Origin of the sequence: Pseudomonas sp. QS1027 (genome assembly GCF_002814235.1) — a bacterium.
Classification (GTDB): Bacteria; Pseudomonadota; Gammaproteobacteria; order Pseudomonadales; family Pseudomonadaceae; genus Aquipseudomonas.
The window spans coordinates 41,632-66,086 of the sequence record NZ_PHSU01000022.1 but is presented as its reverse complement, the minus strand read 5'-3'; the positions used below and the strand labels follow the sequence as shown (position 1 = coordinate 66,086).

At 63.5% G+C, this 24,455-nt stretch carries 21 protein-coding genes; 13 read left to right on the top strand and 8 right to left on the bottom strand.

Annotation, left to right across the window (positions count from 1 at the left end; genetic code table 11):
• Positions 1-51: 51 nt before the first annotated feature.
• A complete protein-coding gene (locus CWE01_RS20730; protein ID WP_100942419.1) occupies positions 52-1,701 on the bottom strand; it encodes a Na+/H+ antiporter in 1,650 nt (549 codons plus the stop codon).
• Positions 1,702-1,969: 268 nt separating this feature from the next.
• Here CWE01_RS20730 and CWE01_RS20725 point away from each other — a divergent pair, with 268 nt between their 5' ends.
• The 4 genes from CWE01_RS20725 (at position 1,970) to CWE01_RS20710 (ending at position 5,197) form a co-directional block, all read left to right on the top strand.
• Positions 1,970-2,278 carry an arsenate reductase gene (locus CWE01_RS20725; protein WP_371315520.1) on the top strand — a complete coding sequence of 103 codons (309 nt, stop codon included), beginning with the start codon at positions 1,970-1,972 and terminating at the stop codon, positions 2,276-2,278.
• Positions 2,279-2,323: 45 nt separating this feature from the next.
• A complete protein-coding gene (gene dapD, locus CWE01_RS20720) occupies positions 2,324-3,358 on the top strand; it encodes a 2,3,4,5-tetrahydropyridine-2,6-dicarboxylate N-succinyltransferase (protein WP_100942414.1) in 1,035 nt (344 codons plus the stop codon).
• 232 nt (positions 3,359-3,590) lie between these two features.
• Positions 3,591-4,796, top strand: a complete 1,206-nt coding sequence (locus CWE01_RS20715; RefSeq protein WP_100942413.1) for an aminotransferase class V-fold PLP-dependent enzyme — start codon at positions 3,591-3,593, stop codon at positions 4,794-4,796.
• Entirely contained in the window at positions 4,793-5,197 is a 405-nt protein-coding gene (locus CWE01_RS20710) for a SufE family protein (RefSeq protein WP_100942412.1), read from the top strand. The genes CWE01_RS20715 and CWE01_RS20710 overlap by 4 nt, the downstream gene beginning before the upstream one ends.
• A gap of 3 nt (positions 5,198-5,200) precedes the next feature.
• On the opposite strand, the gene tcdA is transcribed toward CWE01_RS20710, so the two are convergent.
• Positions 5,201-6,013 carry a tRNA cyclic N6-threonylcarbamoyladenosine(37) synthase TcdA gene (tcdA, locus tag CWE01_RS20705; RefSeq protein ID WP_371317484.1) on the bottom strand — a complete coding sequence of 271 codons (813 nt, stop codon included), beginning with the start codon at positions 6,011-6,013 and terminating at the stop codon, positions 5,201-5,203.
• Between the two features lie 264 nt (positions 6,014-6,277).
• Between tcdA and CWE01_RS20700 the strand changes: the two genes are divergently transcribed.
• The 4 genes from CWE01_RS20700 to CWE01_RS20685 all read left to right on the top strand — a co-directional run bounded on the left by CWE01_RS20700 (position 6,278) and on the right by CWE01_RS20685 (position 11,480).
• Entirely contained in the window at positions 6,278-8,869 is a 2,592-nt protein-coding gene (locus CWE01_RS20700; RefSeq protein WP_100942410.1) for a glycosyltransferase, read from the top strand.
• 187 nt (positions 8,870-9,056) lie between these two features.
• Positions 9,057-10,208: a succinyl-diaminopimelate desuccinylase gene (gene dapE, locus CWE01_RS20695; protein ID WP_100942409.1), complete on the top strand. Its 1,152-nt coding sequence runs from the start codon at positions 9,057-9,059 to the stop codon at positions 10,206-10,208.
• Positions 10,208-11,017: a putative RNA methyltransferase gene (locus CWE01_RS20690; RefSeq protein WP_100942408.1), complete on the top strand. Its 810-nt coding sequence runs from the start codon at positions 10,208-10,210 to the stop codon at positions 11,015-11,017. The genes dapE and CWE01_RS20690 overlap by 1 nt, the downstream gene beginning before the upstream one ends.
• A gap of 85 nt (positions 11,018-11,102) precedes the next feature.
• Positions 11,103-11,480, top strand: a complete 378-nt coding sequence (locus CWE01_RS20685) for a hypothetical protein (protein ID WP_100942407.1) — start codon at positions 11,103-11,105, stop codon at positions 11,478-11,480.
• Positions 11,481-11,528: 48 nt separating this feature from the next.
• On the opposite strand, the gene CWE01_RS20680 is transcribed toward CWE01_RS20685, so the two are convergent.
• Positions 11,529-11,738 carry a cold shock domain-containing protein gene (locus CWE01_RS20680; protein ID WP_100942406.1) on the bottom strand — a complete coding sequence of 70 codons (210 nt, stop codon included), beginning with the start codon at positions 11,736-11,738 and terminating at the stop codon, positions 11,529-11,531.
• A 245-nt stretch (positions 11,739-11,983) separates the two neighbouring features.
• On the opposite strand from CWE01_RS20680, the gene plsB reads away from it, so the two are divergent.
• The 3 genes from plsB (at position 11,984) to CWE01_RS20665 (ending at position 16,193) form a co-directional block, all read left to right on the top strand.
• Positions 11,984-14,509, top strand: coding sequence for a glycerol-3-phosphate 1-O-acyltransferase PlsB (gene plsB / locus CWE01_RS20675; protein ID WP_100942405.1), 2,526 nt, complete (start codon positions 11,984-11,986; stop codon positions 14,507-14,509).
• A gap of 108 nt (positions 14,510-14,617) precedes the next feature.
• The gene (locus CWE01_RS20670; RefSeq protein ID WP_100942404.1) at positions 14,618-15,238 is read left to right on the top strand and encodes a hypothetical protein; all 621 of its coding nucleotides are present in this window, start codon (positions 14,618-14,620) and stop codon (positions 15,236-15,238) included.
• A 265-nt stretch (positions 15,239-15,503) separates the two neighbouring features.
• Positions 15,504-16,193 (top strand): DUF4197 domain-containing protein, encoded by a 690-nt coding sequence (locus CWE01_RS20665; RefSeq protein WP_100942403.1) that lies wholly within the window; start codon positions 15,504-15,506, stop codon positions 16,191-16,193.
• Positions 16,194-16,300: 107 nt separating this feature from the next.
• Here CWE01_RS20665 and CWE01_RS20660 read toward each other — a convergent pair whose 3' ends face one another.
• Positions 16,301-19,366, bottom strand: coding sequence for an efflux RND transporter permease subunit (locus CWE01_RS20660; protein WP_100942402.1), 3,066 nt, complete (start codon positions 19,364-19,366; stop codon positions 16,301-16,303).
• 6 nt (positions 19,367-19,372) lie between these two features.
• Positions 19,373-20,473, bottom strand: a complete 1,101-nt coding sequence (locus tag CWE01_RS20655; RefSeq protein WP_100942401.1) for an efflux RND transporter periplasmic adaptor subunit — start codon at positions 20,471-20,473, stop codon at positions 19,373-19,375.
• Positions 20,474-20,566: 93 nt separating this feature from the next.
• Here CWE01_RS20655 and CWE01_RS20650 point away from each other — a divergent pair, with 93 nt between their 5' ends.
• Positions 20,567-21,202, top strand: a complete 636-nt coding sequence (locus CWE01_RS20650; RefSeq protein ID WP_100942400.1) for a TetR/AcrR family transcriptional regulator — start codon at positions 20,567-20,569, stop codon at positions 21,200-21,202.
• A gap of 13 nt (positions 21,203-21,215) precedes the next feature.
• Here the strand turns inward: CWE01_RS20650 and CWE01_RS20645 are convergent, their stop codons facing one another.
• Complete coding sequence (locus CWE01_RS20645) at positions 21,216-21,998, bottom strand: class I SAM-dependent methyltransferase (RefSeq protein ID WP_100942418.1); 783 nt, start codon at positions 21,996-21,998, stop codon at positions 21,216-21,218.
• 92 nt (positions 21,999-22,090) lie between these two features.
• On the opposite strand from CWE01_RS20645, the gene CWE01_RS20640 reads away from it, so the two are divergent.
• The gene (locus CWE01_RS20640; protein WP_100942399.1) at positions 22,091-22,705 is read left to right on the top strand and encodes an energy transducer TonB; all 615 of its coding nucleotides are present in this window, start codon (positions 22,091-22,093) and stop codon (positions 22,703-22,705) included.
• A gap of 9 nt (positions 22,706-22,714) precedes the next feature.
• On the opposite strand, the gene CWE01_RS20635 is transcribed toward CWE01_RS20640, so the two are convergent.
• Both CWE01_RS20635 and CWE01_RS20630 read right to left on the bottom strand, forming a co-directional pair.
• Positions 22,715-23,542 carry an oxaloacetate decarboxylase gene (locus tag CWE01_RS20635; protein WP_100942398.1) on the bottom strand — a complete coding sequence of 276 codons (828 nt, stop codon included), beginning with the start codon at positions 23,540-23,542 and terminating at the stop codon, positions 22,715-22,717.
• Between the two features lie 33 nt (positions 23,543-23,575).
• On the bottom strand, positions 23,576-24,448 hold the full coding sequence (locus tag CWE01_RS20630; RefSeq protein WP_100942397.1) for a DUF72 domain-containing protein: 873 nt from the start codon (positions 24,446-24,448) through the stop codon (positions 23,576-23,578).
• Positions 24,449-24,455 lie beyond the last annotated feature (7 nt).

The window sequence follows — 24,455 nt, the reverse complement described above, 5'->3', positions numbered from 1 at the left end:
CGCCACAAGGTAGTGTTCCAAACTGAAAGCATTGTGGAGCCCCACCGCCAGCTACTTCACCGAGCCGAGGTTCGCCTCGCTCAGATCCAGCTCCGCCAGCACCTCGCGCAACACATCGTCGCCGATCTGGTGCTGGCGACTGAGCCGGTACAACTCCAGGCGCTGCGCCCGCAGCGCCTTCAAGCGCAGGCGGCGGTCCAACTGGTCCATCTGGAACGCCAGGGCCTGGGCTTCGGCGGAGTCGTTGAAGACCTCCAACTGATGCCGGTATTCGGCCATCAATTGTGCTTTCAACTCGGTGGCCAACGCTGCCTGGGTTGCATCCAGGGCGACGTCCTGCTGCGTCCCCAACTCCTCGGCCTCCAGCACATGAATCGCCGCCTCGGCGGTCTTCTTCCAGGCTTCGCGCACCTCGCTGCGGTGCTTGTCATCCTGGCTCTTCGGCAAATCGCGCAACAGCAGCGGCAGGACAACACTGGCCGTCACCAACGACAGCAGGATCACCCCCGCGGCAATGAAAATCAGCAAGTCACGCTCGGGGAAATCCACACCGGGCGCGATCAGCAACGGCACCGACATCACACCCGCCAGCGTCACCGCCCCGCGTACGCCACCCACCGTCAGCAACCAGCAGGAGCGTCCCTTGGCCATCCCCGACAACGGGTCTTTGCCGCGCCAGTGCCGCAGCAGCTCCGACAGGCGCCAGATGCTGTGCACCCAGACAAAACGCAACGCCAGCAACGCCAGAAAGATCGCCAGCACTTCCAGGCAGCGATAGAGCAAGGTCGGCCACAACGAGGTCTCGTGACTGGCGACCGCCTTGACGATATCCGGCAACTGCAAGCCCAGCAGCAGGAAGATCAGCCCGTTGAAGGCGAACTCCAGCAGCGACCAGACACTGCGGTTGAGCAGCCGGGTACTGGTCTGACGCGGCAGCAGGTCGAGCCAGCTCTGCATCATCCCCGCCGCCACCGCCGAGAGGATTCCCGACACCCCGAGGCGCTCGGCCAGCACATAGGCGGCGAACGGCAAGAGCAACATGAACACCACGTGGGTCGCCGGATCGTCCCAGCCACGGGCGATCATCCAGACCCGAAGGCGCCCCACCAGCCAGCTCAGCGCCACGCCGACGGCCAGGCCACCGACCGCCACCAGGACAAAGGTCAGGCTCGCATTGGCCAGGGAGAAGGCACCGGTCACGGCCGCCGCCAGGGCGAACTTGAAGGTCACCAGGCCCGACGCGTCATTCATCAGCGCCTCGCCCTGGAGCATGTGCATCAGCGGCGTCGGCAGACGGTTCTGGGCGATGGCGGAAACCGCCACGGCGTCAGTCGGTGACAACACGGCGGCCAGGGCAAAGGCCACTGGCAAGGGAATGGCCGGCAGCAGCCAGTGAATGAAATAACCGGCCCCCACCACGGTGAACAGCACCAGCCCCACGGCCAGGGTCAGGATCGGCCCGCGCAGGCGCCACAGCTCGCGCTTGGGCATGCGCCAACCATCGGAAAACAGCAACGGCGGCAGAAACAGGAACAGAAACAATTCCGGGTCCAGCGCCACATGCAGGCCCAGGGTCGGCCAGGCCAGCAGCGCCCCCGCGGCAATCTGCACCAGGGGCAGCGGCAGCGGGATGACCCGCCAGAGCAAACGCGAGACGCCGACCAGCATCAGTAGAATCAGAACGGTATAGGCCGTCTGCATAAAAGGCATTCCCAATCGTTTAAAACATATCTCTGGCAACGGTTTGCCGTCGAAGTGCCATATTAGCCGCTTAAGCTGCCGCCCGGACGCTGCACCAAAGTCGCAGTCGGCAGGAGAAGATGTAACCGCACACGACTAAGACGCCTAAGCGCCCCGGTCATGGCATAATCTTCAACCTTTCATCCCTCGCATCTCCAAAGGGGAGGCAATTGCTGTGACCGCTTCGAGCAAAACGTTGCACCTTTTCGGAATCAAGGCGTGCGACACCATGAAAAAGGCCCGTACCTGGCTCGAAGAGCAGGCCGTGCCGTACGAGTTCCATGACTACAAGACCGCCGGCATCGACCGCGAACACCTGACCCAGTGGTGCAACGAGCACGGCTGGCAAGTGGTGCTGAACCGCGCCGGTACCACCTTTCGCAAACTCGACGACGAACGTAAAGCCGATCTCGACCAGGCGAAAGCGATTGAACTGATGCTGGCACAACCCTCGATGATCAAGCGCCCGGTGCTTGATCTCGGTGACCGAACCCTGATTGGCTTCAAGCCAGATATTTATGCGGCGGCCCTCAACTGAGCCAGAGCGCTCAAGGCCCCCACTCATTTTGCAAGAGGTAACTGCATGTCCACTACTCTGTTCAGCCTGGGCTTCGGCGTTGGCACCCAGAATCGTCAAGGTGCATGGCTGGAAGTTTTCTACGCCCAACCCCTGATTCAGCCTTCGGCCGAGCTGGTCGCCGCCATTGCGCCGATCCTCGGTTACACCGGCGGCAACCAGGCGATCACCTTCAGCACCGCCCAGGCCTCGCAACTGGCCGACGCGCTGAAAACCATCGACGCCGCCCAGGCCGCCCTGCTGACCCGCCTGGCCGAAAGCCACAAGCCGTTGGTCGCCACCGTATTGGCAGAAGACGTCCAACTGACGTCCACCCCTGAGGCCTACCTCAAGCTGCACCTGCTCTCCCACCGCCTGGTCAAGCCCCACGGCCTGAGCCTGGCGGGCGTGTTCCCGCTGCTGCCGAACGTGGCCTGGACCAGCCAGGGCGCCATCGACCTGTCGGAGCTGGCCGCGCATCAACTGGAAGCACGCCTGCGTGGCGAGCTGCTGGAAGTGTTCTCGGTGGACAAGTTCCCGAAAATGACCGACTACGTGGTGCCGAGCGGCGTGCGTATCGCTGACAGCGCGCGGATTCGCCTGGGCGCCTACATCGGCGAAGGCACCACCGTGATGCACGAAGGTTTCGTCAACTTCAACGCCGGCACCGAAGGCCCGGGCATGATCGAAGGCCGCGTTTCGGCGGGTGTCTTCGTCGGCAAGGGTTCGGACCTGGGCGGCGGTTGCTCGACCATGGGCACCCTGTCCGGTGGCGGCAATATCGTCATCAAGGTCGGCGAAGGCTGTCTGATCGGTGCCAACGCCGGTATCGGCATTCCGTTGGGCGACCGCAACACCGTGGAATCGGGCCTGTACGTGACCGCCGGGACCAAAGTGGCGCTGCTCGACGAAAACAACCAGTTGGTCAAGGTGCTCAAGGCCCGCGACCTGGCCGGCCTGCCGGACCTGCTGTTCCGTCGCAACTCGGAAACCGGTGCGGTGGAATGCAAGAGCCACAAGTCGGCCATCGCGCTGAACGAAGCCCTGCACGCGCATAACTGAGCAGGACTGTTGTAGGGGCCGGCTTGCTGGCGGGGGTGCCTGTGAGGCCACCTTCGCGGGCAAGCCCTGCTCCTACAGGTTTATGTCGTACGCAAAACCTGCGCCCGGCGCCCTACTGCAGGAGCGGGGCTTGCCCGCGAAGAGGCCCTCAAGGTCGGCAAAAACTTCACGAGCCAGACCAATGCCCACAGGTTTCGCGCCCCCCCGCCCACGCTCACCAGGGCCGAATACCATGCTGATACCTTCTCCCTGGCGCGCCGATTTCCCGGCCATCGCCGCCCTGCAACGGCAAGACCAGGTCTACCTGGACAGCGCCGCCACCACCCAGAAGCCCCAGGCGTTGATCGATGCCCTGGCGCACTATTACAGCAACGGTGCGGCCAATGTGCACCGTGCCCAACACCTGCCCGGCGCCCACGCCACCCAGGCCTTCGAGGACAGTCGAAGCAAGACTGGCCAGTGGCTCAACGTCGGCGATAGCGGACAGATCGTCTTCACCCACGGCGCCACCTCGGCGTTGAACCTCCTGGCCTACGGCCTGGAAGCGTGTTTCCAGCCCGGCGACGAAATCGTCATCAGTGCCCTGGAACATCACGCCAACCTGTTGCCCTGGCAGCAACTGGCGCAACGCCGGGGATTGCGGCTTATCGTCCTGCCGATCACCGACAACGGCCTGATCGACCTGGAAGCCGCCCGCCAACTGATCGGCCCGCGAACCCGCCTGCTGGCGGTCAGCCAACTGTCCAACGTGCTCGGTGCCTGGCAACCGTTGCCGGCCTTGCTGGCCCTGGCCCGCTCGTTCAACGCCCTGACCGTGGTCGACGGCGCCCAGGGCGTGGTCCACGGTCGCCACGACGTCCAGGCACTGGGCTGCGACTTCTATGTATTTTCCAGCCACAAGCTCTACGGCCCCGATGGCGTCGGCGTGCTTTATGGCCGCCACGAAGCCCTGGACCAACTGCACCACTGGCAGTTCGGTGGCGAGATGGTGCTGGACGCGGACTATCAGCAGGCCAGCTTCCGCCCTGCCCCCCTGGGCTTCGAAGCCGGAACGCCGCCAATTGCCAGCGTTATCGGCCTCGGCGCGACCCTCGACTACCTGGCCGGCCTCGACCAGGAGGCTGTCTCCGCCCACGAAGCGGCGCTGCACGCCCACCTGTTGCAAGGTCTGAAAGTCCGCAAGGGCATCCGCCTGCTGGGCGAGCCGCAACTGGCACTGGCCAGCTTTATCGTCGACGGCGTGCACAACGCCGATCTGGCGCACCTGCTGACCGAGCAAGGGATTGCCGTACGGGCCGGGCACCACTGCGCAATGCCCTTGATGAAACAGCTCGGGCTGGCCGGCGCGATTCGCGTATCCCTGGGTTTGTACAACGACTCCGAAGACCTCGAACGGTTTTTCGAGGCGCTGGATCAGTCCCTGGAGCTGTTGCGATGAACCTGCCCGCTGAAGCGCTGCGGGTCCTGGAAGATTTCCGGCACCTGGCGGGCTGGGAACAACGGGCGCGCCTGCTGATGCAATGGGGCGAGCGCCTGCCGCCCTTGGGCGACGCCGACAAGACCGAGGCCAACCGCGTCCATGGCTGCGAAAGCCAGGTGTGGTTGACCGGCCAGTTGCAAGACGGTCAGTGGCAGTTTGCCGCGAGCAGCGATGCGCGAATGATTCGCGGGCTGGTGGCGTTGTTGCTGGTGCGGGTCAATGGCTTGAGCGCTGACGAATTGCAGCAGGTCGACCTGCCGGACTGGTTCAACCAGTTGGGCCTGTCCCGGCAACTGTCGCCGTCCCGCAGCAACGGCCTGAATGCCGTGCTGCAACGAATGCGTGAACTGACCCGATAAGCCTCAGGCCTGCGGTTTGATCCGATCCGCCGGCCGGCGCATGCCGGCGACGATCTTGTCCACCGCCTTGGTCGCCGCCACCATGCCGAAGGTCGCCGTGACCATCATCACCGCACCGAAACCACCGGCACAGTCCAGCTTCACCCCATCCCCGACAAAACTCTTCTGCAGGCAGATGCTGCCATCGGGCTTCGGATAACGCAGCTGCTCGGTGGAAAACACACAGGGCACGCTGTAATGGCGAGTCACGGTGCGGGAAAAGCCGTAGTCACGGCGCAAGGTCGAACGCACTTTCGAGGCCAGGGGATCGTTGAAGGTCCGGTTCAGGTCACAGACCTGGATCAACGTCGGATCGATCTGACCACCGGCACCGCCCGTGGTGATGATCTGGATCTTGCGCCGTTTGCACCAGGCGATCAGCGCGGCCTTGGCATTGACGCTGTCGATGCAGTCGATCACGCAGTCGATGTCCGGGGTGATGTACTCGGCCATGGTTTCGCGGGTCACGAAATCCGTCACCGCATGGACCTGGCAGTCCGGGTTGATGCCCTTCAGGCGCTCGGCCATCACCTCGACCTTGGCCCGGCCCACGGTGCTGTCCAGAGCGTGCAACTGGCGATTGCTGTTGCTGACGCAGACATCGTCCAGGTCGAACAGCGAGATCTCGCCGACACCGCAACGGGCAATGGCTTCCGCCGCCCAGGAACCGACACCGCCGACGCCGACGATCGCCACATGGGCGGCCTTCAGCCGCGCCAGCCCTTCAATGCCATACAACCGGGCGACGCCGGCAAACCGCGGATCTTCTGCACTCATGACCATTACCCCAAAAACCGGCGCGCATTATAGGGCCGGGCGCCGGCCGAGGGCAGCTTTAGCCTATGAATGGCTGCCTATGAGCGTTAAATCACAACACTTTGACGAGAATAGAGCTACAAAGAATCCGGAAAGAACTTAAGCCCTGTGTCATTGCCCAATGCCTGCGCATATTCCACGGTGCTGTACGGTCGACGGATAGCAAGTGTAGGATGCGCGCCGCTCTGTTCCCTGTTCTAGCCCTTTTCGGAACCCGAAATACCTATGTCATCGCGTAAATTTGGACTCAACCTGGTCGTGGTGTTGGCAATTGCCGCACTATTCACCGGTTTCTGGGCGTTGATCAACCGCCCGGTTTCGGCGCCTGACTGGCCCGAGCAGATCGCTGGCTTCTCCTACTCGCCTTTCCAGCAGGGACAATTCCCTCAGAAAGACCAGTACCCGACCGACGATGAAATGCGTCGCGACCTGGAGATCATGAGCAAGCTGACGGACAACATCCGTATCTACTCGGTCGACGGTACCCTCCAGGATATTCCCAAGCTCGCCGAAGAGTTCGGCCTGCGGGTGACCCTGGGGATCTGGATCAGCCCGGACCAGGAACGCAACGAGCGCGAAATTGCCCGCGCCATCGAACTGGCCAACACCAGCCGCAGTGTCGTGCGGGTAGTGGTGGGTAACGAGGCGATCTTCCGCAAGGAAATCACCGCCAAGGACCTGGCCGTGCTGATCGACCGCGTGCGCGCCGCCGTCAAGGTGCCGGTGACCACCTCGGAACAGTGGCATATCTGGGAACACAACCCGGAACTGGTCAAGCACGTCGACCTGATCGCCGCGCACATCCTGCCCTACTGGGAATTCATCCCCATGGACAAGGCCGGCCAGTACGTACTGGACCGCGCCCGCGAACTCAAGCGCATGTTCCCGAAAAAGCCCCTGCTGCTTTCTGAAGTGGGCTGGCCGAGCAACGGCCGCATGCGTGGCGGTGCCGATGCGACCCAGGCCGACCAGGCCATTTACCTGCGTACCCTGGTCAACAAGCTTAACCGCCAGGGCTTCAACTACTTCGTGATCGAAGCCTTCGACCAGCCGTGGAAGGCCAGCGACGAAGGTTCGGTGGGCGCCTACTGGGGCGTGTTCAACGCCGCGCGCCAGCAGAAGTTCAACTTCGAAGGCCCGGTGGTGGCGATCCCGCAATGGCGCGTACTGGCCATCGGTTCGGTGGTGCTCGCACTGCTCTCGCTGACCCTGCTGATGATCGACGGCTCGGCCCTGCGCCAGCGCGGCCGGACCTTCCTGACCTTTATCGCGTTCCTCTGCGGTTCGGTGCTGGTGTGGATCGGCTACGACTACAGCCAGCAATACAGCACCTGGTTCAGCCTGACGGTGGGCTTCCTGCTGGCCATCGGGGCCCTGGGCGTGTTTATCGTCCTGCTGACCGAGGCCCACGAACTGGCCGAGGCGGTCTGGACCCACAAGCGCCGGCGTGAATTCCTGCCGGTGGAAGGCGACTCGGACTACCGGCCGAAAGTCTCGATCCACGTGCCGTGCTACAACGAGCCGCCGGAGATGGTCAAACAGACCCTCGACGCCCTCGCGGCCCTCGATTATCCGGACTACGAAGTCCTGATCATCGACAACAACACCAAGGACCCGGCGGTCTGGGAACCGGTGCAGGCCTACTGCGAAACCCTCGGTCCGCGCTTCCGCTTCTTCCACGTCGCGCCGCTGGCCGGTTTCAAGGGTGGGGCACTGAACTACCTGATTCCGCACACCGCCAAGGATGCCGAAGTCATCGCGGTGATCGACTCGGACTACTGCGTCGACCGCAACTGGCTCAAGCACATGGTGCCGCACTTCGCCGATCCGAAGATCGCCATCGTGCAATCGCCCCAGGACTACCGCGACCAGAACGAAAGCACCTTCAAGAAGCTCTGCTACTCGGAATACAAGGGTTTCTTCCATATCGGCATGGTCACCCGCAACGACCGCGACGCGATCATCCAGCACGGCACCATGACCATGACCCGTCGCTCGGTCCTGGAAGAACTGGGCTGGGCCGACTGGTGCATCTGCGAAGATGCCGAGCTGGGCCTGCGGGTCTTCGAAAAAGGCCTGTCGGCGGCTTATCACCATGACAGCTACGGCAAGGGCCTGATGCCCGATACCTTTATCGACTTCAAGAAACAGCGTTTCCGCTGGGCCTACGGGGCGATTCAGATCATCAAGCGGCACACCGCCAGCCTGCTGCGCGGCAAGGACACCGAGCTGACCCGTGGCCAGCGCTACCACTTCCTCGCGGGCTGGTTGCCGTGGGTAGCCGACGGCATGAATATCTTCTTCACCGTCGGCGCCCTGCTCTGGTCGGCGGCGATGATCATCGTGCCGCAACGGGTCGATCCGCCGCTGCTGATCTTCGCGATCCCGCCACTGGCGCTGTTCGTGTTCAAGGTCGGCAAGATCCTGTTCCTCTACCGCCGCGCGGTCGGGGTCAACATGAAGGATGCCTTCGCCGCCGCACTGGCTGGCCTGGCCTTGTCCCACACCATCGCCAAAGCGGTGCTGTACGGCTTCTTCACCAGCAGCATTCCGTTCTTCCGCACGCCGAAAAACGCCGATAACCACGGCTTCTGGGTAGCGATTTCGGAAGCCCGGGAAGAGATGTTCATCATGCTGCTGTTGTGGGCCGCGGCACTGGGGATCTTCCTGGTGCAGGGCTTGCCGAGCAACGACATGCGCTTCTGGGTGGTGATGTTGCTGGTGCAGTCGCTGCCGTACCTGGCGGCACTGATCATGGCGTTCGTCTCCTCGCTGCCGAAACCGGCCAGCGAGCCGGAGCCGGCAGCCGTCGCATAAACGCGATACACGACACGAAACGGCGGCCTGCGGGCCGCCGTTTTGCTTTAAGATATCCACCCTTTGCGCGCCCCTACCCGTGTAGGAGCCGGCTTGCCGGCGATCCAGGCGACGCGGTGATCCAGATTCACCGCCTCGTCTGAATCCCTGCCAGCCAGCTCCTGCAAAAAAGCACCGGAGCTTTCCCATGACGGCCCACGCCGACCTTTCGCCGACTCTGCAACTCGCTTGCGACCTGATCCGCCGCCCTTCCGTGACCCCGGTCGATGCCGACTGCCAGAAGCTGATGATGCAGCGCCTGGGCGATGCCGGTTTCAAGCTCGAGCCGATGCGTATCGAAGACGTCGACAACTTCTGGGCCTCCCATGGCAAGCATGAAGGCCCGGTGCTGTGTTTCGCCGGTCATACCGACGTGGTGCCCACCGGCCCCTTGCAGGCCTGGCAGAACGATCCGTTCGATGCCTTGATCGACGAGCACGGCATGCTCTGCGGGCGCGGCGCGGCCGACATGAAAGGCAGCCTGGCCGCGATGCTGGTGGCCGCCGAGCGTTTTGTCGGCGACTACCCGGACCACCGCGGTTCGGTCGCCTTCCTGATCACCAGCGACGAAGAAGGCCCGGCCCACCACGGCACCAAGGCTGTGGTCGAGCGCCTGGCCGCGCGTAAAGAGCGCCTGGACTGGTGCATCGTCGGCGAGCCATCGAGTACCACCCTGGTCGGTGACGTAGTCAAGAACGGCCGCCGTGGTTCCCTCGGCGCCAAGCTCACCGTACGCGGCGTGCAAGGTCATGTGGCCTACCCGCACCTGGCGAAAAACCCGATCCACCTGGCCGCTCCGGCCCTGGCCGAACTGGCCGCCGAGCACTGGGACGACGGCAACGCCTTCTTCCCGCCGACCAGCTTCCAGATTTCCAACCTCAACTCGGGGACCGGCGCGACCAACGTGATCGCCGGCGAGCTGGTGGCGTTGTTCAACTTCCGTTTCTCCACCGAGTCCACGGTCGAAGGCCTGCAACAGCGGGTCACGGCGATCCTCGACAAGCACGGCCTGGACTGGCACGTGGAATGGGCGCTGTCCGGCCTGCCGTTCCTGACCGAACCCGGCGCGCTGCTCGATGCGGTATCGGCGAGCATCAAGACCATCACCGGGCGCGACACCAAGGCCTCCACCAGCGGCGGCACCTCCGACGGGCGCTTTATCGCCACCCTCGGCACCCAGGTGGTCGAGTTGGGCCCGGTCAACGCGACCATTCACCAGGTCAACGAACGGGTCCTGGCCAGCGACCTCGACGTGCTGACCGAAATCTACTACCAGACCCTGATCAAGTTGCTTGCCTGATGCTCACCTGCCCTCTCTGCAGCGCCCCCCTGAGCGCGGTCGACAACGGCGTGACCTGTCCGGTCGGGCACCGTTTCGACCGGGCACGCCAGGGTTACCTGAACCTGTTGCCGGTGCAGCACAAGAACAGCCGCGACCCGGGCGACAACCTGGCCATGGTCGAAGCCCGACGGGATTTCCTCAATGCCGGCCACTACGCGCCGGTGGCCCGCCGCCTGGCGGAACTGGCGGCCGAACGGGCGCCGGGGCGCTGGGTCGATATCGGTTGTGGCGAGGGCTACTACACCGCGCAACTGGCCGAGGCGCTGCCCACGGCTGACGGCTATGCGCTGGATATTTCCCGCGAAGCGGTCAAGCGTGCCTGCCGACGCAACCCGCAACTGACCTGGTTGATCGCCAGCATGGCGCGGGTGCCATTGGCCGACGCCAGCTGCCAGTTCATCGCCAGCGTGTTCAGCCCGTTGGACTGGCAGGAGGCCAAGCGCCTGCTGAGCCCCGGCGGCGGCCTGATGAAAGTCGGACCGACCAGCGGGCATCTGATGGAATTGCGCGAGCGCCTGTACGATGAAGTGCGCGAATACACCGACGACAAGCACCTGGCCCTGGTGCCGGAAGGCATGACGCTGCAACACAGCGAAGTGCTGGAGTTCAAGCTGAGCCTGGCCAGCGCCCAGGACCGGGCGAATCTGCTGGCCATGACGCCTCACGGCTGGCGTGCCAGCGCCGAGCGCCGGGCGCAGGTCATCGAACAGCCGGAGCCGTTCGAGGTCAGCGTGTCGATGCGCTACGATTACTTCGTTTTGCAATAACCCCACTCTTCATGGCCTTGGACACGGGTTCAAGGCCGGCAAAATCCGCGAATGGATTTTTCGAACAACCGCAGCGAGGATTTCCATGCGCCAGCCCGATATCGAGATTTACCTCAAGGACGACGACGTCGATCACAAGGCCGTTGCCGCCTGGCTCGGCGCCGCGCTGGGACCTTGCAGCGACTGGGTCCAGAAAGGCCAGACCTGGAAGTGCCAGGCCGGCAGCGTGCCGGTGACCTGGTTGCCCAAGGCCGTGGGCAAATGGAACAGCCTGTACCTGGAAAGCGACCAGACCCCGTGGGACGACGACATCGCCTGCGCCCGCGCGGCCTTTGCCGCGCTGAACGTGGAAGTGCGTTGTGCCCCGGGGAGCTGGGTCGAGGAAGAAGGCGAGGAGACCGCCGATCGCTGGATCCGCATCAGCGCCGATGGCGAAGAAGAGATCACCTGGCGTACGGCCTGACGCTCACCGACTCTGGGCAGGGGGCTTGCCACAGCAAGCCCCTCTCACTTACAGCCCGACCACATCCTCGGCCTGCAGGCCTTTCTGCCCTTCCACTACCGCGTACTCCACCTGCTGCCCTTCGGCCAGGGAGCGGTGGCCTTCGCCACGAATCGCGCGGTAGTGCACAAACACATCCGCCCCGTCTTCGCGCAGGATAAAGCCGTAGCCCTTGGCATCGTTGAACCACTTCACATTGCCCGTCTCGCGAGTTGCCATGAATCCGTACTCCGTCTTGTTATTGTGGGGTGGGCCCGGCTCGACGGGCCCTGCCTGCTGCGTCGCCAGAACAGCGTGCTGTGGGGATGAATCCTACCGCTCATGGCGAACGACCGAGTATAAGACAGGTCAAAAAACTCTCAATCAATATTAGTTCGCCGCGTTTTTGCCGATTTTCAGGGAATACGGCACACTAGCCGCCCCGAGCAAACGCTCGGTTCAATCCATTTGCCTGCAGAAGCCGTATGACCCGTTCTCCGTTCCGCCGTCTCGTGTTTGGTACCTTGCGCCGCCTCCTGTACCTGTGGGTGCGCTCGGAGACGATCAACCAATCGTCGCTGACCCTCGACCTCGACCGCAGTCGGCCGGTGTTCTACGTCCTGCAATCGCCCTCGCTGACCGACCTCGCCGTGGTCGACCGCGAATGCACCAAGGCCGGCCTGCCACGCCCCGTGCTGCCGGTGTCGGTCGGTTCGCTCATGGAGCCGGCAGCGTTCTTCTACCTGACCCCCGAGCCCGACTGGCTCGGCCGCCAGGACAAGCGCGGCGCGCCACCGACCCTGACCCGCCTGGTCAACGCCCTGAGCGAAAACCCCGCCGAGGACGCCCTGATCATCCCGGTCAGCGTGTTCTGGGGCCAGTCGCCGGACAGTGAGTCGAGCCCCTGGAAACTGCTGTTCGCCGACAGCTGGGCGGTCACCGGGCGCCTGCGTCGCCTGCTGAGCATCCTGATTCTCGGGCGCAAGACCCGCGTGCAGTTCTCCGCGCCGATCCACCTGCGCGGCCTGATCGAACACAACAAGGGTCATGAACGCACCGTGCGCATGGCCCAACGGATCCTGCGGGTGCACCTGCGCAACCTCAAGGCCGCGGTGATCGGCCCGGACATTTCCCACCGGCGCAACCTGGTCAAGGGCCTGGTCAACGAACCGATGGTGCGCCAGGCGATCCTCGAGGAAGCCCAGCGCGAGAACATCTCCCTGGAAAAAGCCCAGGCCCAGGCCCTGCGCTACGGCAACGAGATCGCCTCGGACTACACCTACACCGCGATCCGCTTCCTCGAAGTGGTGCTGAGCTGGTTCTGGAACAAGATCTACGACGGCATCAAGGTCAACCATATCGAAGGCGTGCAGGCCGTGGCCCAGGGCCATGAAGTCATCTACGTTCCCTGCCACCGCAGCCATATCGACTACCTGCTGCTGTCCTACCTGCTGTTTCGCAACGGCCTGACCCCGCCGCACATCGCCGCCGGGATCAACCTCAACATGCCGGTGATCGGCAGCCTGCTGCGCCGCGGCGGGGCGTTCTTCATGCGTCGCACCTTCAAGGGCAACCCGCTCTACACCTCGGTGTTCAACGAATACCTGCACACCCTGTTCACCAAGGGTTTCCCGGTCGAGTACTTCGTCGAAGGCGGCCGCTCGCGGACCGGGCGCATGCTGCGGCCGAAGACCGGCATGCTGGCCATCACCCTGCGCAGCTTCCTGCGCTCCTCGCGCATGCCGATCGTCTTCATCCCGGTGTACATCGGCTACGAGCGGGTGCTGGAAGGTCGCACCTACCTGGGCGAACTGCGCGGCGCGAGCAAGAAGAAAGAATCGATCTTCGACATCTTCAAGGTCATCGGCGCGCTCAAGCAGCGCTTCGGCCAGGTCGCGGTCAACTTCGGCGAGCCGATCAAGCTGGCCGAGTTCCTCGACCAGGAACAACCGGACTGGCGCGCCCAGGAACTGGGTCCGCAATTCCGCCCGGCCTGGCTCAATGAAACCACCCACCGCCTCGGCGAGCGCGTCGCCCGCCACCTGAACGAAGCCGCGGCGATCAACCCGGTGAACCTGGTGGCCCTGGCGCTGCTCTCGACCACCCGCCTGGCCCTCGACGATCGCGCCATGGCCCGGGTCCTCGATCTCTACCTGGCGCTGTTGCGCCGCGTGCCGTACTCGCCCCACACCACCCTGCCGGAAGGCGACGGTCGCGCGCTGATCCAGCACGTCAAGGACATGGACCTGCTGGCCGAGCAAAGCGATGCCCTGGGCAAGATCCTCTATCTGGACGAGCAGAACGCCGTCCTGATGACCTATTACCGCAACAACGTGCTGCATATCTTCGCCCTGCCTTCATTGCTGGCGAGCTTCTTCCAAAGCGCCTCGCGCATGAGCCGCGAACAGATCCTGCGCTACAGCCGGGCGCTCTATCCGTACCTGCAGGCGGAGCTGTTCATCCGCTGGTCACTGGACGAACTGGACGCGGTGATCGACCAATGGCTGGAAGCCTTTGTCGAACAGGGCCTGCTGCGCCTGGAGAACGAGGTCTACCTGCGCCCGGCGCCGAGTTCGCGGCACTTCGTGCTGTTGACCCTGCTGTCGCGGAGCATCGCCCAGACCCTGCAACGTTTCTACATGGCCATCTCGCTGCTGCTCAACAGCGGCCAGCACAGCATCAGCGCCGAGGAGCTGGAAGACCTGTGTACGGTCATGGCCCAGCGCCTGTCGATTCTCCATGGCCTGAATGCCCCGGAGTTTTTCGACAAGAGCCTGTTCCGCCACTTTATCCAGACCCTGCTCGACCTCGATGTACTGCGCCGCGACGCCGCCGGCAAACTGGGCTATCACGAACTGCTCGGCGAGCTGGCCGAGGGCGCGGCGAAACGGGTACTGCCGGCGGAAATTCGCCTGTCGATTCGCCAGGTGGCGCTGCATCGTAGCGAAGATGCCGCCGAACAGAGCCCTGAGTCAGGTCCTGACGTGGGACAAGGCGAGACCCACATGTAAGACCATTCGGTAAAGCAGCAAGGATGCTTCTCCGCCGGTTTTCAAGCGCAAAGGCCCGTGTAGACTCAATCTTGCGTTGCCTTTGACGCGTTCGATAAGGACATCGAGATGACCGCAAAAAACGTCGTGACCGCTGTTTTCCACTTCCCGGCGGACTACAGGATCCCGGCCAAGGCCGAAACCCGTATCACCCTGCGCAACCGCTGCAGCGACACCCTGCTGGGGACCTGGACCAGCGCGCAGCTTCCCGACCAGTCGCCCTGGCGCTTTACCTTCGAACTGCCGGCGGACCTCAAGCGTAACTGCAAGGTCGAGATCGACATCGACCTGAGTGTCGCCGGTACTTCGCTGCTGCCGGACATCAAGTACAGCTTCCGCTGGCGTCGGGACAACCAGGAAGAAACCTTTCATCTGAGCCCACCGGGGTACCTCTACCTCAGCGCGGCGCTGGTGCCGATGATCGGCACCCAGGACAACACCCTGGCCACCCTCCGGCTGGTTGCCCAGACCGAACCGGGTATTCCGGTGCATGTCCTCAGCGAGGAAATCACCTTCTTCAAGGGCTCGATCCCGCGCTACCTGCGCTACGACGTGAACAAGGTCAAGCCGGGCCAGACCTACGAGACCCAGGGCACCTTCGGCAGCCGCCGTAAATTCACCATGAAGCCGATCCCGCGGACGGTGGTGCTGCTGAAAGAGAAACCCCAGAGCCTGATCCTCAGCGCCTGAATGGCAGGCAGCGCCTGTAGAAAACTGGCGTTTGCCGATAAATCCGTTAGATTCTTACTGGCTGGCGCCAGGTTTCCCCTGGCGCTATGAACCCGTGAGATCCAACGTGATTCGATCAGTGCTCGCATCGAACCCGACGGCCAGTTACTGTTTATCAGTACCCGACATCAGGGCGTTCAATTGAACGGCCAGGATCCACACCCCTTGCGCATCCGTGTCGACGCGGCGCGCTGATTGCCTTAACTGACCCAACAAGGAAGCTTGCATGCTCCGTCCCTCCCTTCGTCTGGCCGGCCTCTGCGCGGGCCTGCTGATTTCCGTCAACGCCCTGGCCTTGTCCCTCGGCAGTCTTACCCAGGGCGAAGCGTCCGGTGGTCTTAAAGATGCCCTGGCCCAGGGTGCCGTCGCCGCCGTGACCAACCTTGGCCAACCAGGTGGTTTCAGCAACAACCCTGCCGTGAAGATCGAGCTGCCGGGCAGCCTCGGCAAGGTCGCCAGCAAGATGAAACAGTTCGGCATGGGCGCCCAGGTCGACCAGTTGGAAGCCAGCATGAACAAGGCGGCGGAAGCGGCCATGCCGCAGGCCCAGGCGCTGCTGGTGGACGCTGTGAAAAAGATGACCGTGACCGATGCCAAGGCCATCCTCACTGGCGGCAAGGACTCGGCGACCCAGTACCTGGACAAGACCAGCCGCGAACAGATCCGCGCCAAGTTCCTGCCGATCGTCAAGGAAGCCACCGACAAAGTGGGCCTGGCCAAGCAGTACAACTCGTTCGCCGGGCAGGCGGCAACCCTCGGCGTACTCGACGCCAAGAGTGCCAACGTTGAAGGCTACGTAACGGAAAAGGCCCTGGATGGCCTGTTCAAGATGATCGCCCAGAAGGAAGAAGACATCCGCGCCAACCCGGCAGCGGCGGCCACCACCCTGGCGAAGAAGGTGTTTGGCGCGCTCTGACACCCCGCCCCTTGAACTGCCTTGCCAGCGATCAGGTCTTCAAGATCGCTAAAAGCTTCGCTGGCAAGCCAGGCTCCTTGTATCGTGGTGCTCGAAACGACCACGCTTTACGGCGCCGTCTTCTTCACCCTGAACCAACCCGCATACAGCGCTGGCAGGAACAGCAGGGTCAAGGCTGTCGCCACGATCAACCCACCCATGATCGCCACCGCCATCGGTCCGTAGAACACGCTGCGTGACAACGGGATCATCGCCAGCACCGCCGCCAGGGCGGTCAGCACGATGGGGCGGAAACGTCGCACCGTCGCCTCGATAATCGCCTGCCATTGCGACATGCCCGCGCGGATATCCTGTTCGATCTGGTCCACCAGGATCACCGAGTTGCGCATGATCATCCCCGACAGGGCGATAGTCCCGAGCATCGCGACAAAACCGAACGGCTGGTGGAACACCAGCAGGAACAGGGTCACCCCGATCAAGCCCAGCGGCGCGGTAAGGAACACCAGCGCCACTCGCGAAAAGCTGCGCAGTTGCAGCATCAACAAGGTCAGCACCACCACGATAAACAGCGGTACGCCGGCGTTTACCGAGGCCTGGCCACGCTCCGAATCCTCCACGGTACCGCCAACTTCCAGCAGGTAACCATCCGGCAACTCGGCGCGAACCGGGTCCAGGGTCGGCATGATCTGCTTGACCAGGCTCAGCGGCTGCTCCTGGCCATAGATATCGGCGCGGATCGTCACAGTCGGCAAGCGATTGCGGTGCCAGATAATGCCTTCCTCGAAACCGTATTCCAGGGTCGCGATCTGCGACAGCGCCACGCTGGTGCCGTTGTCCGTCGGGACCGCCAGGCTCGGCAGCGCCGACAGCTGGTTACGCTCCTGGGCAGTGCCGCGCATGAGGATTTCGATCAACTCGTTGTCCTCGCGGTACTGGCTGACGGTCGAACCGGTCAGCGACAGTTGCAGGAAGCGCGACAGGTTGGCGGTACTCACCCCCAGCGCCCGGGCCCGGTCCTGATCGACGTTCAGGTAGACCACCTTGCTCGGCTCTTCCCAGTCCAGGTGCACGTTGGTCACGTGCGGGTTCTCGCGAACCTTGGCCGCCACCTTGCGCGCCAGGGCGCGGACCACCTCGATATGCTCGCCGGTCACCCGGAACTGTACCGGATAACCCACGGGCGGCCCGTTCTCCAGGCGCGTCACCCGCGCCCGCACATCGGCGAACTGCTCGTCGAGCACCTTGATCAGCCAGGTGCGCAGGACTTCCCGATCCTCGATGCTCTTGGCCAACACCACGAACTGGGCAAAGCTGGTGGCCGGCAATTGCTGGTCCAGCGGCAGGTAGAAACGCGGCGAACCGGTGCCGATATAGGCCACATAGTTGTCGATGCCGGGGTGATCCTTGAGCAGGGCTTCCAGGCGCGCAACCTGTTCGGTGGTGTTGTTCAGGGACGCGCCTTCAGCCAGCTTCAGGTCGACCATCAGCTCCAGCCGCCCGGAGGCCGGGAAGAACTGCTGCGGTACAAAGCGGAACAGCAGCAACGAGCCGATAAACAGGGCAATGGTCAGTACGATCACGGTTTTACGGCGGCGTACGCACCATTCCACCATGCGCCTGACACGCTGGTAGAACGGCGTGCCATAGGGGTCCGGTTGTTCGCTGCCGTGCTTGGCGGCGTGGATCTTCGCCAGGTCCGGCAGCAGCTTTTCGCCCAGGTAAGGCACGAACACCACCGCCGCGATCCACGACGCCAGCAGGGCCAGGGTCACCACCTGGAAAATCGAGCGGGTGTACTCGCCCGTACCCGACTGCGCGGTGGCAATCGGCAGGAAGCCGGCGGCGGTGATCAGGGTGCCGGTGAGCATCGGGAAGGCCGTGCTGGTCCAGGCAAAGCTCGCCGCCTTGAGGCGATCGAAGCCCTGCTCCATCTTGATCGCCATCATCTCCACGGCAATGATCGCATCGTCCACCAGCAAGCCCAGGGCCAGCACCAGTGCGCCGAGGGAAATCTTGTGCAGGCCGATGCCCAGGTAGTACATGGCGGCAAAGGTCATCGCCAGCACCAGTGGAATCGCCAGCGCCACCACCATCCCGGTACGCACGCCCAGGGAGAAGAAACTCACCAGCAGCACAATGACCAGGGCTTCCACCAGCACCTGGACGAACTCACCGACGCCGGTCTTCACTGCCGCCGGCTGGTCGGAGACCTTGCTCAGTTTCATCCCCGCCGGGAGGTTTTTCTGGATACGCGCAAACTCGACCTCCAGGGCCTTGCCCAGCACCAGGATATCGCCGCCGTCGTTCATCGCCACTGCCAGGCCGATCGCGTCTTCCCCCATGAAGCGCATGCGCGGCGCCGGTGGATCGTTGAAGCCACGGTGCACCTCGGCGACGTCGCTGATGCGAAAGGTGCGGTCGCCGACACGAATCGGAAAGTTCCTGATCTCGTCGACCGTCTTGAAGTTACCGCTGACCCGCAGTTGCACGCGTTCGGTCGGGGTCTCGAAGAAGCCGGCGGTGGACACCGCATTCTGCTCTTGCAAGGCCTGCTGCACGGCACTCAGCGGCAGGCCAAGGGTCGCCAGCTTGACGTTGGAGAGCTCGATCCAGACCTTTTCATCCTGCAGGCCGAGCAGGTCGACCTTGCCCACGTCCTTGACCCGCTGCAACTGGATCTGGATACGGTCGGCGTAGTCCTTGAGCACGGCGTAGTCGAAACCCTCGCCGGTCAGAGCGTAGATATTGCCGAAGGTGGTGCCGAACTCATCGTTGAAAAACGGCCCCTGGATATCCGGCGGCAAGGTCTGGCGGATATCGCCGATCTTCTTGCGGACCTGATACCAGAGGTCGGGAACGTCCGAGGAATGCATCGAGTCCCGGGCCATGAAGGTCACCTGGGACTCCCCTGGCCGAGAGAAGGAAATGATCTTCTCGTACTCGCCGGTCTCCATCAGCTTCTTTTCAATGCGTTCAGTGACCTGCCGCGAGACCTCCTGGGCCGTGGCCCCTGGCCAGTTGGTCTTGATAACCATGGCCTTGAAGGTGAAAGGCGGGTCTTCGCTCTGCCCCAGCTTGGTGTAGGACAAGGCCCCGACCAGCGCGAGCAGAATCATCAGGAACAGTACGATCTGGCGATTACGTAACGCCCATTCGGAAAGATTGAAACCCATCGGGGACTACTCCTTGGCCGCCAGATTGACCACGCGGTTGGAGCGATCCACCGGACGCACCAGGTCGCCGTCATGGAGCACATGCACGCCGGCCGCCACCACCCAATCGCTGGCCGAAAGGCCTTCGAACACCGGTACGGTCTTTTCGCCAAAGGCACCGACCCGCACCGGGGTCCGCTTGAGGGTGTTGTCCGCCTGGACCCGCCAGACATAGGTCGCACCGTTTTCCGCGGTCAGCGCCGACAGCGGCACCGACAACGGCACCACGCCGGCAGCCTGGATAAACACCCGGGCGCTCTGGCCCAACTCAGCCGGCACCTTGCCAGCGCTGAAAGCGATACGGGCGGCGAAGGTCCGCGACTTGGGGTCGGCGGCCGGCGACAACTCGCGGATCCGTCCGTTGAAGCGCTGGTCCGGCTGCGACCAGAGTTCCACGGCCACATCCTGGCCGATCTTGAACCGCCCGAAGGCCTGCTCCGGGAAACTGATCAGCACTTCACGCTCGCCATCGGCGGCCAGGGTAAAGACCGTCTGACCGGCGGCGACCACCTGGCCGACTTCCACCAGGCGCTTGGCAACCACACCGTCCTGGGGCGCACGCAGCACGGCATAACCGGCCTGGTTGCTGGACACGTCGAACTCGGCCTTGATCTGCTTGAGGCGGGCTTCACCGGAGCGGTAGAGGTTTTCTGCATTGTCGTACTGCGAGCGGCTGACCATCTGCCGGTCGAGCAAGGTCTTGTAGCGATCGCGCTCGGAGCGCACCAGGTTCAGGTTGGCCTCGGCGGCCGCGACCTGGGCGCGGGTCGCTTCCAGTTGCAGGCGCACATCCTGTGGGTCTAGCTCCGCCAGGGGCTGGTTGGCCTTGACCCGCTCACCCTCCTCCACCAGTCGTCGGCTGACCTTGCCCGCGATACGGAAGGCCAGGTCGGGCTCGAAACGCGCCCGCACTTCGCCGGGATAGCTGTCCATGGCCTGGGCCGAAGGCTGTGGCTGCACCACCATGGCGGGGCGAACGCTGACCTGGGCCGGCTCTTCATGGCCACAACCGGCCAGGAAAAGGGCTAGACTGACGGGCAACGCAAGGGGCATGACATAGCGGAACATGGTGTAGGACCTTTCGCTAGTGGTGCTCAGAATATTTATACTGGCCAGTATGGTATTAATACCAAACTCACCAGTCCAGTATTAAGTAAGAAAATGTCCGACAATCTTTCAGTGCCCAGCGGCCCCGGCCGCCCCAAGGACCTGGCAAAACGCCAGGCCGTCCTGCAAGCGGCGAAAGATCTGTTCCTGAGTAATGGATACGCCAGCACCAGCATGGACGCAGTCGCTGCAGCAGCAGGTGTTTCAAAGCTGACGGTGTACAGCCATTTCAACGACAAGGAGACGCTGTTCTCCGCTGCCGTGGTGGCCAAATGCGCAGAACAGCTGCCCGAGCTGTTCTTCGCCCTGCCCGAAGGCGTGCCGGTGGAAAGCGTGCTGCTGAACATCGCGCGGGGATTTCATCACCTGATCAACAGTGACGAGTCGGTGAACCTGCATCGGCTGATCATGGCCCTGGGCAGCCAGGACCCGAAGCTCTCGCAGATTTTCTTCGAGGCCGGGCCACAGCGCATGCTCACGGAGATGGAACGGCTGCTGAGCCGGATCAACCAGAGCGGCGCCCTGGCGATCGACAAACCGCATAAAGCCGCCGAGCACTTCTTCTGCCTGCTCAAGGGCGCGGGTAACTTCCGCCTGCTCTACGGCTGCGGCGAGCCGTTGAGCGACGCCGAGGGCGAGGCCCACGTGCGCGAGGTGGTGGGGTTGTTCATGCGTGCCTACAGGCCCTGAGAGCCCGGTCGTATCAGGGCTTCAGGGCTTTCTTCGGATAGATGTCGTAGCGACTCGACTTGCCGTCCAGGCCATGGCTCGGTTTCGGCCCGTCGATGCACGGCGCCTTGCGCGGGCGCTTGACCACCACCCGATGGGTCGCCAGGGCCAGCGCGGCCTCCAGCAATGCCGGTGCATCCGGGTCATCGCCCACCAGCGGACGGAACAGGCGCATTTCCTTCTTCACCAGCGCGGTTTTCTCACGGTGAGGAAACATCGGGTCAAGGTAGATCACCTGGGGTGCATCGCCCTCCCAATTGCGCATCACCTCGATCGAATTACCCTTGAGCAGGTGCATGCGCGAAACAATCGGCGCCACATCGAAATCCTCCAGCCCACGGGCCAGGCCGTCTTCAAGCAAGGCGCCGATCAGCGGCTGGCGCTCGATCAGGCTCATCTCGCAGCCCAGGCTCGCCAGCACGAAGGCATCCTTGCCCAAGCCCGCCGTGGCATCCAGCACCCGCGGCCGCACGCCCGGCTGGATACCGACCGCCTTGGCAATCATCTGCCCGCTACCGCCGCCATACAGACGCCGATGCGCCGCGCCGCCTTCGACAAAGTCCACGCGGACCGGGCCAGGCGCCTCCGGCCCCAGTTGCTGCAACTGCAAGCCCTGCTCCGACACCTGCAAAGCGAACTCCGCGTCGGCTTCCTGCAACGGCAAACCGAGGCGTTCGGCCCACGCTTCGGCCCGGGATTGCAACCCTTCGGCCAGGGCCTCGACTCTGATACGGACCGGTGCTTGCTGCTCACTCATGAAAAACACGCTCAAAAATTTAATGATCGGCAAAAGCTGCCGATAAAAACATTATCCAGCATTTTGCCAGACCTGAGCGTCACTCGAGAGCCATGTCAGACATTACCAGCACATCCATAGGTTATCTGTCGCCCTTCGACAATTATGGCCTGCGCAATTCCCAGGCACTGAGCGGTGTCAGTCACCTGTGGCAAGATTTCTTTGCCCGGGCGCTGGCCGAACAGGTCGGGGATGCGTCGGATGCAAAGAATGTCCCGGCAGAACTTCCAGTCGATGGCCCGGTGGAACCCACCGTCGGCGCCGAGCTGCTGGCGCACATCGTCGACCAGCGCCAGTGTGACGTAAAGGACACACCCGTCCGTCCTCCAGAACCGCTGTTCCTGCCGATTGCCGAATTCGATCTGGACCTGCTGAAGCGGCCCGTGCCTTATCCGCCGGAAGAAGTGGTCGCCCAACAGAAGCAGCAGGACTTCGAAAGCGGCTGGGTCCGCCCTATCGTCCTCAACGCCGGTCAGCCGCTGCCCGCGCCAGGTCCTGCGCCGCAAGCCCGTGCGCTGCACCTGCCGATCGCCGAGTTCGAACTGGATCTGCTGGAACCGCATGTACCGTTCGACGAAGAAACCCTGGTCAAACAGCAGAAAGCCATGGACTACGACCTGAACTGGGCCCGTCCGCTGGTGGCACAGAACCTGCGCCTCGCGGCCTGAGTCCTTTCCCTAGCCCTTGAACATCTGATTGATCCGCGCAAAGGGCATCGCCTGCTCCAGCGCACCGAATGTCCCCTGCCCACGAATCTCCTCGGCCGCCCGATAGAACGCGCCGTACGCCGCCCGGGCCAACGCCGAACCGACACTGATGCGCTTGACGCCCAGTTCGCCCAACTCGCTCACCGACAGGCTGGCCCCGCCCGACATCAATACATTCACCGGCTTGGGCGCCACGGCCTTGACCACCGCCTGGATCTCCTCGCGGGTGCGCAGGCCCGGCGCATACAGCACGCCGGCACCGGCCTCGGCGAACGCCTGCAACCGGCGAATCGTATCCGGCAGATCCTGGCGCCCATGCAACAGGTTCTCCGCCCGCGCCGTGAGCGTGAAGGGGAACGACAGACTGCGGGCTGCGGCAACCGCGGCCTCGACCCGTTCGACCGCCTGGGTGAACCCGTAGATGGGGTCGTCGGCATGGCCGCTGGCATCTTCGATCGAGCCGCCCACCAACCCGGCTTCAGCCGCTCGCAAAATCGCCTCGGCACACCCGGCGGGACTGTGGGCAAAACCATTTTCCAGATCCGCCGCCACCGGCAATGCCGTGGCCAGGACAATGCTCCGCGCGTTTTCCAGGGTGTCGCTCAGCGAGTTGGCCCCTTCGGCATCCGGACGCCCAAGGGAAAACGCCAGGCCCGCGCTGGTGGTGGCCAACGCTTCGAACCCCAGCGCGGCGAGCATTTTTGCCGAACCGGCATCCCAGGGATTGGGAATCACGAAGGCTCCGGCACGCTCGTGCAGGGCCTTGAAGGCTTGGGCTCGAAGGGTTTGCGCATCCATGGGGCGACTCCTGGCAAAGAGAGTGTGGGGCCATCAAAGCAAGCCGAGTTGCTCCGAGGCGGGCCCTCTGTATAGCTCAGGCAGCTCTGGCAAGCCAGGCAGACGCGCCATCAGCCGGGCGTGGAAACGTTGCGCCAGCGCCGGTGCGAGGCGGTTGTCGGAGGTATGCAGAAATACGTAGGGCGTGCGCCCCTCCTCGATCCAGCCAGCGACCTTTTCGACCCAGGGCGTCAGGAAAGGCTCATTCGCCTCCAGTTCCGGGTGCCCGATAAAACGCACCTGCGGGAATAGCGTGAACGCCGCTGGCCTGGGTGGCACCTTGGGCTTTTTCGACTGGGCGTGCAGCACCGAGGCGTCGCTGGAAGTGCAACTGAACAGCGCCCGCGGATCGAGGCAGATCCGTTCGACACCCCGGTCCAGCAGCATGCGATTGAGCATCCGCTCGGCGTCGCCCTTGGCGAAGAAGTCGCGATGACGGACTTCAATCGCCAAGGGGCGCTCCAGTGCGTCGATAAACCCGGCCAGCTCGGCCAGGCGCTGCGGCGCAAAACTGGCCGGCAATTGCAGCCACAGCGGCGCCACCCGCGGGCCCAGCGGCTTGAGCAGTTGCAGGAAGTCTTCGGCCGCCTGGACCTGGTCGCGCAGGTCACCGCCGTGGCTGATATCCCGGGGAAATTTGGCGGTGAAGCGAAAGTGTTCGGGCATGGTCTGCGCCCAGCGCTCCACCGTGGCAGGTGCGGGCCGTGCGTAGAAGGTGGTGTTGCCTTCGACGGCGTTGAACACCTGGGCGTAGAGGTCGAGAAAATCGGTCGTGCGCGCGGAAGGCGGGTACAGGTACTCGCGCCAGGCGTTTTCGCTCCAGGAGGGGCAACCGAGGTAATAAGGCAGCAGGACAGGATCAGTCATCGACCCG